Consider the following 14,785-nt stretch of genomic DNA (forward strand, 5'->3'; position numbering starts at 1 on the left):
CGGATAATGCGTTCGACACGATCGGTTTCGCTGCCGCTGCCTTCCGAGGAAGATGACGGCCTCCGCAGGCTTCTCCGCCGCCATTTGAGGCTGCTGACGGGGCTGGCGCTGCTTGCCGGCACGGCCGCCATCGCGGCGAGCCTGGCGACGTGGGCGGTCGACGATCCGTCCCTGTCTTACGCGGTCGACAAGGAGCCGGTGAACGTGCTCGGCCTGCCGGGCGCGATCATCGCCGATCTGCTGATGCAGTTCTTCGGCCTCGCCGTCGCCATGCTGCTGCTGCCGGCGGTGATCTGGGGCTGGCGCGGCCTGTTCGGCGGCCGCCCGTTCCGCAAGACCATGCTGCTTTCCTGGATCGGCGCCAGCGCGCTCGCCGCCGCCGTGCTCGCCCTCGTGCCCGTCACGGCCAAATGGCCGCTGCCGACCGGCATGGGCGGCGTCATCGGCGACATCATCGCCCGCCTGCCCGGCCTCGTCGTCGGCACGCCCGTCGACAACACCGCCACGATGATTTCAGGCGCCCTGTTCGGCGTCGCCGCCCTGGCGCTCTTCCTGCATTCGGCCGGCTTCATCCGCTTCGGCCGCGAGCCCGAGGAACGCGCCGCGGCGCCCGAGCCGGTGCGCTCGGCGCCGAAGCGGCAGCGCCCCGAGGACCGCTTTGACGACGGCGACGACCTTCTCGGCGAAGAGGAGCGCTCGAGCTTCCTCACCGTGCCGCTCGGCGCGCTGGCGCATTTCGGCTATTCGGCCAAGGCGAGCCTCGCCCGCCTGTTCGGCCGCAAGTCGGGCGAGGCGGCGGAGCGCCGCGCCGCCTTGGCCGACCCGGACGATCGCCCGATGCGCGACCGCGTCGAGCCGCGCCTGGCGGGCGCTGCCAAGGCACCCGGCCGCGTCCGGGTGGCGGAACCGGAAGACGATTTCGACGACGGCTCGAACGAGGACGACGCCGACTACGACCTGGCGCCGAGCCCGGCCCCGGCGCGCGCGCCCGCCGCCCGCGCCAAGCCCGGCAAGCGCCAGACCCGCGAGGCGCAGCCCTCGCGCGGCGCGAACGACGTGTTCGAACTGCCGCAGCTCGACTTCCTGACCCCGCCCCGCGCCGCCGATCCGCGCATGAAGATCAACACCGAGGCGCTGGAGCAGAACGCCCGCGTGCTCGAAGGCGTGCTCGACGATTTCGGCATTCGCGGCGAGATCATCCATGTCCGCCCCGGCCCCGTCGTCACGCTCTACGAGCTGGAGCCGGCGCCCGGCATCAAGTCGTCGCGCGTCATCGGTCTCGCCGACGACATCGCCCGCTCGATGAGCGCGATCGCCGCCCGCGTCGCCGTCATCCCCGGCAAGAACGCCATCGGCATCGAGCTGCCGAACGCCCGCCGCGAGATGGTCTTCCTGCGCGAGATGCTGGCGGCCGAGGATTTCGAGCATTCGAAGGCCCGCCTGCCGATCGGCCTCGGCAAGACGATCGGCGGCGAGCCGGTCGTCGTCGACCTGTCGCGCATGCCGCATCTCCTCGTCGCCGGCACCACCGGCTCCGGCAAGTCGGTCGCCATCAACACCATGATCCTGTCGCTGCTCTACCGGCTGACGCCGGCCGAGTGCCGGCTGATCATGATCGACCCGAAGATGCTGGAACTCTCCATCTATGACGGCATCCCGCATCTTTTGACGCCCGTCGTCACCGATCCGAAGAAGGCCGTCGTCGCGCTCAAATGGACCGTGCGCGAGATGGAGGACCGCTATCGCAAGATGTCGAAGGTCGGTGTGCGCAACATCGACGGCTACAATGCCCGCGTCGGCCAGGCCAAGGCGCGCGGCGAGATCCTGACCCGCACGATCCAGACCGGCTTCGACAAGGAGACCGGCGAGGCGATCTACGAGCAGGAAGACCTGCCGCTGGAGCCGATCCCCTACATCGTCGTCATCATCGACGAGATGGCGGATCTGATGATGGTGGCCGGCAAGGATATCGAGGGCACGGTGCAGCGCCTCGCCCAGATGGCCCGCGCCGCCGGCATCCACGTCATCATGGCGACGCAGCGTCCCTCGGTCGACGTCATCACCGGCACGATCAAAGCGAACTTCCCGACCCGCATCTCGTTCCAGGTCACCTCGAAGATCGACAGCCGCACCATTCTGGGCGAGCAGGGCGCCGAGCAGCTGCTCGGCCAGGGCGACATGCTCTATATGGCCGGCGGCGGCCGCATCCAGCGCGTGCACGGCCCCTTCGTTTCCGACGAGGAAGTCGAGAAGATCGTCGGCCATCTGAAGCTGCAGGGCCGGCCCGATTATCTCGACGCCATCACCGAGGATGACGGCGAGGACGAGGGCGGCGGCGATCCGTCGGCTTCCGTGCTCGGCGGCGAGGAATCGAACGACCTCTACGACAAGGCCGTCGCCGTGGTCTTGCGGGACCGCAAGGCCTCCACCAGTTATATTCAGCGTCGGCTGTCCATCGGCTACAACCGCGCGGCATCGCTGATCGAGCGGATGGAGCAGGAGGGCCTCGTCGGCCCCGCCAACCATGCCGGAAAGCGGGAAATCCTGGTCGAGAACAACGAAGACGGGCGCTACTGACGCCCCGAAATCGCCATCAACCGGCAATAGGCCGCAGGGCATGACGGACGCAATCGCCGGTCAGCCCGGCTCATGACGCGAAGGATGTCCATCGTGACGATCGACACGGAAACCGGCACGACGCGGCGGCGCTTCCTGGCCCTCTCGGCCGGGCTCGCCACGGCGGCGATCGCCGCTCCGCTGCTGACGGCGGGCGAGGCGTTCGCCGCGTTCAACGCCGACCAGAAGGCGGCGCTCAGCAAGATCAACGCCTATTTCAATTCGATCCGCACCATGCAGGGTCGCTTCATCCAGTTCGGCCCGAATGGCGAGCAGTCGGAAGGCGTGTTCTTCATCTCGCGCCCCGGCAAGATCCGCTTCAACTACAGCCCGCCGGTGCGGATGGACGTCGTCAGCGACGGCAACCAGGTCGCTATCCGCGACAACAAGCTGCGCACCCAGGATCTCTATCCCTTGAAGCGGACGCCGCTGCGCTATCTGCTCGCCGACAGGATCGACCTGACCTCGTCCAACATCGTGCGCAAGATCATTGAGGAGCCCGATCTGATCTCGCTGGTGCTGGAACAGGAGAGCGCGTTCGGCGGCGGCAGTTTGAAGCTGATCTTCGACACGCAGACCTACGAGCTGCGCCAGTGGGTCGTCACCGACGCGCAAGGGCTCGACACGTCGGTCGCCGTCTATGACGTCGAGATCGGCCGTCCCGCCGATCCCAAGCACTTCAAGATCGACTACTACCTGCCGAACAAGAGCCTGAAATAATCGGCTCGCGCCGATGTGAACGGCGGTGATGCCGGATTGTCACGCCGGTCCTTGAATCCCCCGCCGGGCTCCCCAAATGTTAGAAACAGCGGGCCATTCCATCGATCGGTAGTGCCCCCCGTCTCGCCGAAGATGGTCCCGCGAAGCGCCGCGTCTCTGACGGGCGCAAGGCGCTGTAAAGCGCAACGCCCAGCTTCCCCCCCGGAGCTGGGCGTTTCCTTTTGTGGGCCAAGCCCACGCGCTGTCGCCGCCCCTCCCCGGTCCTGTCCGCGAGCCCGCATTCCGGCCAGCACAATTTTGCCGAGAGCGATTTTGCTTGGCGATCGGCGGCGCGATCCCTTATGCCGACCCGGCGCTCTTCTCGCCGCCGGAACCCCTTCATGACCATCAGCATCGCGACCTGGAACATCAATTCGGTCCGCCTCCGGATCGATCTCGTCACGTCCTTCCTCGAGGCGCACCAGCCCGACGTCCTGTGCCTGCAGGAGATCAAGTGCATCGAGGACAATTTCCCGGCCGGCGCCTTCAACAAGCTCGGCTATGTCCACCAGGCCGTGCACGGCCAGAAGGGCTATCACGGCGTCGCCACCGTCTCGCGCAAGCCCTTCGTCGAGACGAAGCGGCGCGGCTTCTACGGCAAGGAGGATGCGCGCCACATCCAGGTCGCGCTGACCGACCGCGACCTGCCGATCACGCTGCATAATTTCTACGTGCCCGCCGGCGGCGACGAGCCGGATCCGGCGATCAACGACAAGTTCGAGCACAAGCTCGGCTTCCTGAACGAGATGAAGAGCTGGCTGACCGGCGCCGAGACCAGCGGCCCTGCGATCCTCGTCGGCGATCTCAACATCGCCCCCTATGAGCACGACGTCTGGTCGCACAAGCAGCTTCTGAACGTCGTCAGCCACACGCCGGTCGAGACGGAACTGCTGGAAGAAGTGCGCGAGGCCGGCGGCTGGATCGACGCCATGCGCCACTTCATCCCGAAGGACGAGAAGCTCTTCACCTGGTGGAGCTACCGCGCCAAGGACTGGGAGACCTCCAATCGCGGCCGCCGCCTCGACCATGTCTGGGTAACGCCGCCGCTCAAGGCGCGCCTGCAGGGCATCGAGGTGATCAGCGAGGCGCGCGGCTGGAACAAGCCGTCTGACCACGTCCCCGTCATCGCCCGTATCGCGGTCTGAGGCGCCGGTTTTTGACCTGCCTCCTCGCGCCTTAACCCTCCCCTCGAGGGAGGGTCAAGATCGCCTTCGGGCGGTCTTGGGGAGGGGACTTCCAAGCGCCGTCATCCCGGGCGCAGCGAAGCCCAGGATCCACTCAGCCGAAGCATCAGGAAGAGCCCACGGACTCTGCCAAGATCGCGGCTGCATGGATCCCCGCCTTCGCGGGGATGACGGCGAGGCTGTTCCTTGCCGTTTTGGCTCAAGCTCTCAATCCGCACGGCCCTTCACCTCTCCCATGGGGAGAGGTCGGAGCGAAGCTCCGGGTGAGGGGTTGGGAATTCTCGGGTGAGGCCTGAACCCCTCACCCGCCGGCCTTCGGCCGTCGACCTCTCCCCATGGGAGAGGTGAAGCACTCTCCGTCATCCCGGACGCCGCGAAGCCCGGGATCGCTCCAGCCAAACCTTGCGAAAGTCGAGCGTGCGCTCGGCATGGATCCCTGCTTTCGCAGGGATGACGGTGGAGTGTGTGCCGGCCGTCCGTGGCTCAACAGCGCGAACCGGCGCGAGGCGCCCGTCCGTCAGGATGACCTGAAAAGCGCCGCCGGATTGAACTGCCTCGCCTCCCCGCCCTCGGCGTGACGGCGGAGTGTGTGTCGGCCGTCCGTCGCTCAACGGCGCAAGCTGGTACGAGCGAAACTTATCATCCGTGAGGACGAGCCGAAACGACGGCGCCGGATGGAACGCCGGCGCCTCCCCACCCTCGCCGTCATCCCTGCGAAAGCAGGGATCCATCGCCGCCGAAGCCTGGGGAGCTGAGCCGCGGTCCTTCGACAGCCGCCAAATCATTCAACCAACCGGTTGACTATTGCGTCTCGAGTGCTATATTCAACTACATGGTTGACTATAGCGCACCCCTTCTCGACGACGTGTTCCATGCCCTGGCCGATCCGACCCGGCGGGCGATGGTGGCGCGGCTGTCGCAATCGGAACAGACGGTGAGCGAGCTCGCCGCGCCGTTCTCGATCACCCTTGCCGCCGCCTCCAAGCACATCAAAGTACTGGAGCGCGCCGGGTTGATCGCCCGCACCGTCAGCGGCCGCACCCATGTGTGCCGGCTCGACGCCGCGCCGATACATGCCGGCATGGAGTGGATGCGCCATTACGAGAAGGTCTGGCAGCAGAGCCTCGACAGGCTCGAAGACCTGCTCGTCGCCGAGGATGCGAAACGGGGAGACGCGGAACGCGAGACGGGGGCCGATCCGAACCCGAAACGGGACGGCAAACAAGGAGTCCAGTCATGACCATGCTTGATCAGACACCATCCGGCGAAACCTTGCTCAGCGAGCTCATCGCGAAGGATGCTGTGCGCATCGAACGCCTGCTGCCCGGGCCGATCGAACGCCTGTGGAACTACTGGATCGATCCGGACAAGCGCCGCACCTGGTTCGGCGCCGGCGAGATCGAACCGCGCACCGGCGGCCGTGTCGGCATCCTGATCCGCAACGGCGATCTCTCCGACGCAGGCGACCTGCCGCCGCCCAAATATGCCGAACACGGCAATGAGGGCCGGATCATCGGCCATGTGACGGTCTGCGAACCGCCGCGCCTCTTCGGCTTCCGCTGGCAACACGGACCGGACCTTGAATCCGACGTGCGCGTCGAACTGGAGCCCCGCGGCGACAAGGTGCTGCTGCGCCTGACCCATACCCGCCTGCCCTCGCGCGCGGCCCTGGTCAGCGTTTCGGCCGGGTGGCAGACCCATCTCGGCATTCTGGAAGCCCATCTCGCCGGCGAGACGCCGCAGAGCTTCTGGCGCACCATGACGCGGCTCGACGCGATCTACGACCAGCGCATTCCGCCCTGGTAGCGCCTCGGGGGGCCCCGCCCCCCGGACCCGCATCTTCCTCGCATACGGACTTCACATCCCTCTGATTCAGCCAGGGAGGCTGTCATGCTGCTCAAAAACAAGATTGCCGTAATCTATGGCGGTGGCGGCGCCATCGGCGGGGCCACCGCCCGCACCTTCGCCCGCGAGGGCGCCGAGATCTTCCTCGCCGGCCGCACCCGCGAGCGGCTCGAAACGGTCGCCGCCGACATCTGCGCCGAGGGCGGTCGCGCCACCGTCGACATCGTCGACGCGCAGGACGAGGCGTCGGTCGACGCGCATGCCGACCGGGTCGCCGAACGCGCCGGCGGCATCGACATCGCCTTCAACGCGGTGAGCGTCGTGCACCGGCAGGGCCTGCCGCTGGCCGAGGTCAGCCTGGACGAATTCGAGCACACGATCGGCGGCAATACGCGCACCAATTTTTTGACCGCGCGGGCGGTTGCCCGCCACATGCAAGAGCGCGGCGGCGTCATCCTGACGATGACGGCGCCGGGATCGCGGGTGACGCATCCGGGCTTCCTCGCGCACGGCATCGCCTGCAGCGCGGTCGAGACGTTTTCGCGGCTGCTCGCGGTCGAACTCGGCCAGTTCGGCGTCCGCGTCATCTGCCTGCGCTCCGACGCCATTCCCGACGCCGTGCCGCTTTCCTACACGCGCGAGCTGTTCGACGGCATGACGCGCGGCATCGGCACGACGACGGAAGCGTGGCTTGAGGTGCATGCCCGGGATACGCAGCTCGGCCGCCTGCCGAGGCTGGAGCAGATCGCCGACTATGCCGCCTTCGTCGCCTCGGACCGCGCCGGCGCCATGACCGGCGCGCTGGCAAACTTGACCTGCGGCTCGCTGCTCGACTGAGCCGGAGCGGGTCCTAAGTGTCTAGGCCGTAGTGCGGGGACACTCTCCTTTCACCTCTCCCTGAGGGAGAGGTCGACGCACCCAGTGCGGCGGGTGAGGGTTTACGGCCTCACCGTAGGGTTCCCTAAACCCTCACCCGGAGCTTCGCTCCGACCTCTCCCTCAGGGAGAGGTGAAGGGCAACGCGGGTCTACGACTGCCCCGCGTCGAACCGGCCCTCGAGCCGGCCGAGATCGCCGACGGTTTCCATCAGCCGGTCGGCGATCATCGTGTGCATGCGCTGGGCGACTTCGGGATATTCGGTCAGGATGCGCCGCATCAGCGTGCGGTCGATCTCGACCACCAGCGCGTCGCCCAACGCCGTCGCCGTGGCGGGGCGGCGCGTCTCGATGAACAGGGCCGTCTCGCCGATAAGCGTGCCCGGGCCATAGACGCCGAGCACGACGCGATCCTCGCCGCCGCGCGACAGTTCGATCTCGCCCGACATCACGACGAAGCCCGACAACGCCTTGCTGTCGGCGCGGAACAGCACCCGCCCGGCCGGCAGCTCCAGCCGGGTCGCGCTGAAGGCGATGAGCCGCAAATGGTCCGTCGCCAGTTCCGCGAACAGCGGAACGGTCGAAAGCCTTGCGATATCCTGTTCCAGCGTCACGCCGATATTCCTGCCCCGAGCCGCGATCGAAGCCGCATGGCCGGCCTGTGTTTCATGGAACCAGCTTGTAGCCGCCGGCTTCCGTCACGAGCAGTTCCGCGATCGAGGGCTCGCGCTCGATCTTCTGCCGCAACCGGTAGATATGCGTTTCGAGCGTGTGCGTCGTGACGCCAGAATTATATCCCCAGACTTCGTGCAGCAACACATCGCGGCCGACCACCTTTTCGCCGGCGCGATAGAGGAACTTCAGGATCGACGTTTCCTTCTCCGTCAGCCGGATCTTCTGGCCGCGCTCGTCGAGCAGCAGCTTGGCGCTGGGGCGGAAGGTGTAGCGGCCGATCGAGAAGGTGGCATCCTCGCTCTGCTCGAACTGGCGCAATTGCGCGCGGATGCGGGCGAGCAGGACGGCGAAGCGGAACGGCTTCGTCACATAGTCGTTGGCGCCGGCCTCGAGGCCGAGAATGGTGTCGGATTCGGAATCATGCCCCGTCAGCATGATGATCGGCGCCTTGAAGCCGCCCTTGCGGAGCAGTTTCACCGCCTCGCGGCCATCCATGTCGGGCAGCGTCACATCCATGATCAAGAGGTCGGTCGGCTCGCCGCGCGCCCGCTGGACACCCTTGGTGGCCGTCGGCTCGTCGAGCAGCTCGAACTCTTCATAAAGCGACAATTGCTCGACAAGACTTTCGCGCAGCAGGTCGTCGTCGTCGACGACCAGAATTCGCCGTGCAGCCATGGCGCTTGCCCCTGACGTTTTCTTCGGCTTTCGTAGGCCGGAACCGAAGCATTCTTCCAATTCGATCGGCTAAGGTGTAGCCCTCAATTGTGGCACCGCGCAAGCAAGCGCCACGCTTCCCCCGAAAGTCTTATGCGCCGGCACAACCGACAGACCCTGCTCGTCCAGCCCCGCCCCGGCTGCCGCACCCGTGGCGTACTCCGCCTCGGCAATCTCAGGGTTCCCTGCGCGCTCGGCCGCTCCGGCGTGACGCACGCCAAGCGCGAGGGTGACGGCGGCACGCCCGCCGGACGCTATGCGCTCCTCGAAGTGCGCTACCGGCCCGATCGGATCCAGCGCCCGAGGACGGCGCTGCCGCTCCGCCAAACACGGCCGCGCGACGGCTGGTGCGACGGCAAGGGCGACCGCAACTACAACCGCCCCGTCACCCTGCCCTATCCCGCCAGCACCGAGACGATGTGGCGCGACGACGCCGTCTACGACATTGTCGTCATCCTCGACTGGAATCTCATGCCGCGCCGCCAGAACGGCGGCAGCGCCATCTTCTTCCACTTGGCCCGCCCCGGCTACACGCCGACGGAAGGCTGCGTCGCCGTCAGCTACCCGGACATGCTGAAGATTTTGCGGCGGCTAAGGCCCGGCGCGGCGATTGAGGTGCGGTAGGGACTGCGCGACTTCCCTTCACCTCTCCCCTCAGGAGAGGTGAAGGAAGGCGTCCCACCCTCGCCGTCATCCCTGCGAAAGCAGGGATCCATGCATCCGCGCCCTCGGGATTCTCGCGCCGAGACCCCAGCCAACCCGGCTGGATGGATCCCGGGTCAAGCCCGGGATGACGGCGAGCGTGTTGCGCAGGCTGGCGCCATGCTCGTTCCGCAACGGGATCGGGCCAAAGACGAGAACCTTCGCCTTCGGCGCCTCACCCGGCCTGTTCGCCCGGCTCGTCCGGAGCGACGGCGGAGATGATCGGCGGGCGGGAGCCGAAGATGGCGCCGCCGACGCGGACGTGGGTGGCGCCGAAGGCGATCGCCGTCTCGAAATCGCCGCTCATGCCCATCGAAAGGTTCTTGACGCCGATCTCGGCTGCGAGCTTGGCGAGCAGGGCGAAATGCGGCCCGGCCGCCTCGCCGGCCGGCGGAATGCACATCAGCCCGCCGATGACGAGGCCGTGCACCGCGCGGCAGCGCTCGACGAATTCGGCCGCCTCGCGCGGCGCAATCCCCGCCTTCTGCGGCTCCAGCCCGGTGTTCACCTGCACGAACAGCTTTGGCGTCCGGCCCTGCTTCTGGATCTCGGCCGCCAACGCCCCGGCGATCTTGTCGCGATCGACGGTGTGGATGGCGTCGAACAGCGCGACCGCCTCCTTCGCCTTGTTCGACTGCAGCGGCCCAATCAGATGCAGCTCGATATCGGCCGTCTCGGCGCGCAGCAACGGCCATTTCGCCTGCGCTTCCTGCACGCGGTTCTCGCCGAAGCGGCGCTGGCCGGCGGCGATGACGGGACGGATCTCGTCGACCCCGAAGGTCTTCGACACGGCAATCAGCTCGACCGAACTATCCGGCCGGCCGCTCGCGGCCTCCTTGGCGCGGATGCGTTCGAGAACGGCGGCGAGGCGCGACTGGACGTCGTCGGGCTTCAGATCAGGCATGGCGCGCTCCGTATCCTAGAGGTGCTGCGGCCTAGCATGCGTCGGGGCGTCGCTCAACCGAGCGGCGGACCGCCGCCGGGCGCGCCTCTCGCCGCTGCGGCAGCGTTAGCGGTTGACCGGGCGGTGCGTTTCTGGTGAAGGTCGCACCCTGCTCTGGTGGCGTGAAGCCGCCCTTTCCCTCTCTTTTTCGACGACGGACCATGGCCATAGAACGCTACAACCCTCGTGACGCCGAACCGCGCTGGCAGCGTGCCTGGGCCGAACAGGGCATTTTCGAGACGAAGAACGACGACCCGCGTCCGAAATACTACGTGCTGGAAATGTTCCCCTATCCGTCGGGGCGCATCCATATCGGCCACGGCCGCAACTATGTGATGGGCGACGTGGTGGCGCGCTTCAAGCGCATGAAGGGCTTCAACGTCCTGCATCCGATGGGCTGGGACGCGTTCGGCCTGCCGGCCGAGAACGCCGCCATCGAGCGCAACAGCCATCCGAAGATCTGGACCTACGAGAACATCGAGACGATGAAGGCGCAGCTGAAGCTGCTCGGCCTCTCGCTCGACTGGAGCCGCGAGATCGCCACCTGCGATCCCTCCTATTATGCCGAGCAGCAGCGCATCTTCACCGATCTGCACGCCGCCGGCCTGGTCTATCGCAAGGAGAGCGAGGTCAACTGGGACCCGATCGACAACACCGTGCTCGCCAATGAGCAGGTGATCGACGGGCGCGGCTGGCGCTCGGGCGCGCTGGTCGAGCGGCGCAAGCTGTCGCAGTGGTTCTTCAAGATCACCGATTTCGCCGAGGAGCTCCTTGGCGCGCTGGACGAGCTCGACCGCTGGCCGGACAAGGTCCGGCTGATGCAGCGCAACTGGATCGGCCGCTCGGAAGGCCTGATGGTCCGCTTCGGCCTCGACGCCATCTCGGCGCCGCAGGGCGAGAGCGAGATCGAGGTCTACACCACTCGTCCGGACACGCTCTACGGCGCCTCCTTCGTCGCCATCGCCGCCAACCATCCGCTGGCCGCCAAGCTCGCCGAGACCAACCCGGCGCTGGCCGAGTTCATCGTCGAATGCGGCCGCACCGGCACCTCGGCCGAGGCGATCGAGACGCAGGAGAAGAAGGGCTTCGACACCGGCATCCGCGCCAAGCACCCGCTGGTGCCGGGCTGGTACCTGCCGGTCTATGTCGCCAACTTCATCCTGATGGATTACGGCACCGGCGCCGTCTTCGGCTGCCCGGCGCATGATCAGCGCGATCTCGACTTCGCCCGCAAATACGGCCTGCCGGTCAAGGCGGTCGTGCTGCCGGAAGGCGCGGATTCGCTGACCTTCGAAGTCGGCGACACGGCCTATACCGATGACGGCACGCTGTTCCATTCCGACTTCATGAACGGCATGACCATCCCCGAGGCGAAGGAGGCCGTGGCGCTCCGGCTCGAGGGCCAGATCCTCGGCAATGCGCCGCAGGCGAAGCGCCAGGTGAATTTCCGCCTGCGCGACTGGGGCATCTCGCGCCAGCGCTACTGGGGCTGCCCGATCCCGATCATCCATTGCCCGAGCTGCGGCCCGGTCGCCGTGCCGAAGGAAGACCTGCCGGTCCGCCTGCCGGAGGACGTCACCTTCGACAAGCCCGGCAACCCGCTCGACCGGCATCCGACCTGGAAGCACGTGAAGTGTCCGCATTGCGGCGAGGCCGCGACGCGCGAGACCGACACGATGGACACGTTCGTCGACTCGTCCTGGTATTTCGCCCGCTTCGCCAGCCAGCCCGGCGAGGCGCCGCTCTCCAAGGACGCGGCCGATCACTGGCTGCCGGTCGATCAGTATATCGGCGGCATCGAGCACGCGATCCTGCACCTGCTCTATTCGCGCTTCTTCACCCGCGCGCTCGAGCGCACCGGCCGTGTCTCGGTGACGGAGCCCTTCGCGGGCCTGTTCACCCAGGGCATGATCGTGCACGAGACCTACAAGGACCAGAACGGCAAGTGGCTGTTCCCGGAAGAGGTCGAGAAGCGCGCCGACGGCACCTCGGTCAAGGTCGGCACCGATGAGCCGGTGACCGTCGGCCCGCCGGAGAAGATGTCGAAGTCGAAGAAGAACGTCGTGCCGCCGGAAGTGGTGGCCGAGACCTACGGCGTCGACTGCGCCCGCTGGTTCATGCTCTCCGACACGCCGCCCGAGCGCGACAGCGAATGGACGGAAGCCGGCATCGAGGGCGCCTGGCGCTTCACCCAGCGCCTCTGGCGCCTGGTCGGTGAGGCGATCGAGCTCTCGGAGAAAGACGCGCCGAAGCCCGACGCGTTCGGTCCGGAGGCGACCGCGCTGCGTCGCGCCAGCCACAAGCTGGCGGCCTCGGTCGAGGAAGACATCGAGCGCCTGCGCTTCAACGTCGCCGTCGCCCGCATCCACGGCTTCGCCAACGTCTTCGGCGACGCCATCTCGGCCGCCCGCAAAAACGGCGAGACCAGCGGCGACAAGCCCGCTGCCGACGTCGCCTTCGCGCTGCGTGAAGCGGCGGAGTTCCTCGTCGCCGCCATCGGCCCGATGATCCCGCATCTGGCGGAAGAGATCTGGGGGCTGCTCGGCCATGACGGGCTCGCCGCCGAAGCCGCCTGGCCGGTCGTCGATCCGGCCCTGCTCGCCGAAGACGAACTGGTGCTGCCGATCCAGATCAACGGCAAGAAGCGGGCGGAATTGACAATCTCCGCCACCGCGTCGGAAAGTGAAATCGAGTCCGCCACCCTGGCCCTCGACGGCGTCGTCAAGGCGTTGGAAGGCCGTGCCCCCCGCAAGATCGTCATCGTGCCGAAGAGGATCGTCAATGTCGTCGTCTGATTACGGCCGGGTTCCGGCCTCGGCCGCCGGGCGGCTGGCGCGCGCCGGCCTCGTCGCCGTCGGCCTCGGCATGCTCGCCTCGGCCTGCACGGTGCAGCCGGTCTACATGCCGATCGCCCAGGGACCGCAGGTCGCCGCCGATCTTTCCGCCATCTCGGTCGAAGACGTCAGCGACCGCGTCGCGCAGGAAGTGCGCAACAACCTGATCTACGGCTTCACCGGCGGCGGCAAGGCCGCGCCGACCCGCTATGAGCTCTCCATGCGGGTCACGTCGGCCGAGGCCCGCCTCGGCTTCGAGCGCGACGAGACGGCGCCGGCCTATTCGGTCACCGTCACCGTCGCCTACGAGCTGAAGGAAATCAGCAGCGGCAAGGTCATCCTGCGCTCGCTCAACCGCGGCGTCGCCTCCTATGACCGTTCGAACCAGGCCTTCGCCAACCAGCGGGCCCGGATCGATGCCGAGGATCGCGCCGCCCAGGCGGTCGCCGACGACATCCAGCTCCGTCTCTCGGCGGCGCTGGCAACCCGCAAGACCAGCTAGGTCGCCCCGGCGCTCGGCGCCGGCGGCCAGGCTCGTTTGACTGCGTTTTCCCAGGGCGAAGCGGCCACCGCTTCGCCCGAAACGTTTGAGGCCGACCGGACACGATGGTCCAGATCAAGCCCCAGGATGCCGACCGATTCTTGAGCCGGCCGGATCCCGCCATCCGCGTCGTGCTGATTCACGGCAGCGACACCGGCCTCATCTCCGAGCGCGCCGCCGGCTTCGCCAAGACCATCCTCGGCAAGAACGACGATCCGTTCGCGCTCGTCCGGCTCGATTCCTCCGAGATCGCCAGTGATCCCGGCCGGCTGGCCGACGAGGCCAACACAATCGCCCTCTTCGGCGGCACGCGCGCCATCTGGGTCAAGGTTTCCGGCAACCGGCCGATCCAGGCCGCCGTCGAGGCGGTGCTGGCGGCGCCGCCGCAGGATGCCTGGATCGTGCTCGAGGCGGGCGACATCAAGAAGGGCGTCGGTCTCCGCAAAATCTGCGAGAACGCGCGCGGCGCGGCGGCGATCGCCTGCTACGCCGACAATGACGCGGCGCTCGACCGCCTGATCGATTCCGAACTCCAGGAAGCGAAGCTCTCGATCGAGCCGGATGCGCGGGCGCTGCTGCGCAGCCTGCTCGGCGCCGACCGGCTGGCGAGCCGCTCCGAGGTCGCCAAGCTCTGCCTTTATGCGCTCGGCACCGGCGCGATCGACATCGACGCCGTGCGCGCCGTCGTCGGCGATGCCGGCGCGTCGGCAACCGACGAGGCCGTGGACGCGGCAGCGCTCGGCGACGCCGCCGGGCTCGACAAGGCGTTCCGGCGCATCCTCGGCTCCGGCACGGCGGCCTTCGTCGTCGCCAACGCGGCGCTCCGCCATTTCCATCTGCTGCACCGGATCAAGGCGGCGGCCGAGGACGGCATGCCGCAATCGACCGCGATCGAGCGCTATGCCGGCGGTATCTTCTTCCAGCGCAAGGGCAAGCTGGAGCAGCAATTGCGGATCTGGACCGCCGATCGCCTGCTGATGGCGCTGGAGCGCCTCGACGGGGCGATCTTCGATAGTCGACTCAAGGCAAACATAGCCGACGAAGTAATCGGCCAGGCCCTGCTCGCTGTCACCATGCTGGCGCGGGCCCGGCGCTAGG

13 protein-coding genes are annotated in these 14,785 nt (G+C 67.5%); 10 read left to right on the forward strand and 3 right to left on the reverse strand.

What is annotated here, in order from left to right; genetic code table 11:
* The first annotated feature begins 6 nt into the window (after positions 1 to 6).
* The 6 genes from AC6HZP_RS00230 (at position 7) to AC6HZP_RS00255 (ending at position 7,241) form a co-directional block, all read left to right on the forward strand.
* Positions 7 to 2,577, forward strand: coding sequence for an FtsK/SpoIIIE family DNA translocase (locus AC6HZP_RS00230; protein ID WP_497524944.1), 2,571 nt, complete (start codon positions 7 to 9; stop codon positions 2,575 to 2,577).
* An 84-nt stretch (positions 2,578 to 2,661) separates the two neighbouring features.
* The gene (locus AC6HZP_RS00235; protein WP_497524945.1) at positions 2,662 to 3,336 is read left to right on the forward strand and encodes a LolA family protein; all 675 of its coding nucleotides are present in this window, start codon (positions 2,662 to 2,664) and stop codon (positions 3,334 to 3,336) included.
* Positions 3,337 to 3,716: 380 nt separating this feature from the next.
* Positions 3,717 to 4,520, forward strand: coding sequence for an exodeoxyribonuclease III (gene xth / locus AC6HZP_RS00240; protein WP_201401519.1), 804 nt, complete (start codon positions 3,717 to 3,719; stop codon positions 4,518 to 4,520).
* Positions 4,521 to 5,391: 871 nt separating this feature from the next.
* The gene (locus AC6HZP_RS00245; protein ID WP_497524946.1) at positions 5,392 to 5,799 is read left to right on the forward strand and encodes an ArsR/SmtB family transcription factor; all 408 of its coding nucleotides are present in this window, start codon (positions 5,392 to 5,394) and stop codon (positions 5,797 to 5,799) included.
* Complete coding sequence (locus tag AC6HZP_RS00250) at positions 5,796 to 6,365, forward strand: SRPBCC family protein (RefSeq protein WP_497524947.1); 570 nt, start codon at positions 5,796 to 5,798, stop codon at positions 6,363 to 6,365. Before AC6HZP_RS00245 ends, AC6HZP_RS00250 begins: the two co-directional genes overlap by 4 nt.
* 84 nt (positions 6,366 to 6,449) lie before the next feature.
* Complete coding sequence (locus AC6HZP_RS00255; protein ID WP_497524948.1) at positions 6,450 to 7,241, forward strand: SDR family NAD(P)-dependent oxidoreductase; 792 nt, start codon at positions 6,450 to 6,452, stop codon at positions 7,239 to 7,241.
* Between the two features lie 189 nt (positions 7,242 to 7,430).
* Here the strand turns inward: AC6HZP_RS00255 and AC6HZP_RS00260 are convergent, their stop codons facing one another.
* The gene (locus tag AC6HZP_RS00260; RefSeq protein ID WP_497524949.1) at positions 7,431 to 7,892 is read right to left on the reverse strand and encodes a cyclic nucleotide-binding domain-containing protein; all 462 of its coding nucleotides are present in this window, start codon (positions 7,890 to 7,892) and stop codon (positions 7,431 to 7,433) included.
* A gap of 52 nt (positions 7,893 to 7,944) precedes the next feature.
* Complete coding sequence (locus tag AC6HZP_RS00265) at positions 7,945 to 8,628, reverse strand: response regulator transcription factor (protein WP_018182190.1); 684 nt, start codon at positions 8,626 to 8,628, stop codon at positions 7,945 to 7,947.
* Positions 8,629 to 8,760: 132 nt separating this feature from the next.
* Between AC6HZP_RS00265 and AC6HZP_RS00270 the strand changes: the two genes are divergently transcribed.
* On the forward strand, positions 8,761 to 9,291 hold the full coding sequence (locus AC6HZP_RS00270; protein ID WP_497524950.1) for a L,D-transpeptidase family protein: 531 nt from the start codon (positions 8,761 to 8,763) through the stop codon (positions 9,289 to 9,291).
* 253 nt (positions 9,292 to 9,544) lie between these two features.
* Here the strand turns inward: AC6HZP_RS00270 and AC6HZP_RS00275 are convergent, their stop codons facing one another.
* Positions 9,545 to 10,273, reverse strand: a complete 729-nt coding sequence (locus AC6HZP_RS00275) for a YggS family pyridoxal phosphate-dependent enzyme (RefSeq protein WP_497524951.1) — start codon at positions 10,271 to 10,273, stop codon at positions 9,545 to 9,547.
* A gap of 200 nt (positions 10,274 to 10,473) precedes the next feature.
* Between AC6HZP_RS00275 and leuS the strand changes: the two genes are divergently transcribed.
* From leuS to holA, 3 genes are all read left to right on the forward strand, one after another.
* Complete coding sequence (gene leuS, locus AC6HZP_RS00280; RefSeq protein ID WP_497524952.1) at positions 10,474 to 13,107, forward strand: leucine--tRNA ligase; 2,634 nt, start codon at positions 10,474 to 10,476, stop codon at positions 13,105 to 13,107.
* On the forward strand, positions 13,094 to 13,648 hold the full coding sequence (gene lptE / locus AC6HZP_RS00285) for an LPS assembly lipoprotein LptE (RefSeq protein ID WP_201401526.1): 555 nt from the start codon (positions 13,094 to 13,096) through the stop codon (positions 13,646 to 13,648). Before leuS ends, lptE begins: the two co-directional genes overlap by 14 nt.
* Positions 13,649 to 13,788: 140 nt before the next feature.
* Positions 13,789 to 14,784 carry a DNA polymerase III subunit delta gene (holA, locus tag AC6HZP_RS00290; protein WP_497524953.1) on the forward strand — a complete coding sequence of 332 codons (996 nt, stop codon included), beginning with the start codon at positions 13,789 to 13,791 and terminating at the stop codon, positions 14,782 to 14,784.
* Position 14,785: the final 1 nt, after the last annotated feature.

The organism is Kaistia sp. SLG-1 (genome assembly GCF_059699055.1).